The 225-nt window shown below is 61.3% G+C and carries 1 protein-coding gene; it reads right to left on the reverse strand.

Annotated features, from left to right (window positions below; translation table 11 throughout):
- On the reverse strand, positions 1-225 hold a 225-nt coding region (locus tag AACY52_RS32070; RefSeq protein ID WP_339561652.1), incomplete at both ends, for an ATP-binding protein.

Consider the following 225-nt stretch of genomic DNA (forward strand, 5'->3'; position numbering starts at 1 on the left):
AAGTCTCTGTCGCCGTCAATTTCGTTGCGCGCCTGCGCATCGATTCGCCCTTCAGTTCGATCCGATAAGCGTTGTGCACCAACCGGTCGAGGATCGCATCGCCCAAGGTCGGATCGCCGATCAGCGCGTGCCATTTGTCCACTGGCATCTGGCTGGTCACTAGCGTCGAGCGGTTGCCGTAGCGGTCGTCCAGCAGTTCAAGCATGTCGCGCCGTTGCGCAGCGG

The sequence above is a fragment of the Pseudomonas sp. EA_65y_Pfl1_P113 genome, from assembly GCF_963970525.1.
In the GTDB taxonomy this organism is placed as follows: domain Bacteria; phylum Pseudomonadota; class Gammaproteobacteria; order Pseudomonadales; family Pseudomonadaceae; genus Aquipseudomonas; species Aquipseudomonas tritici.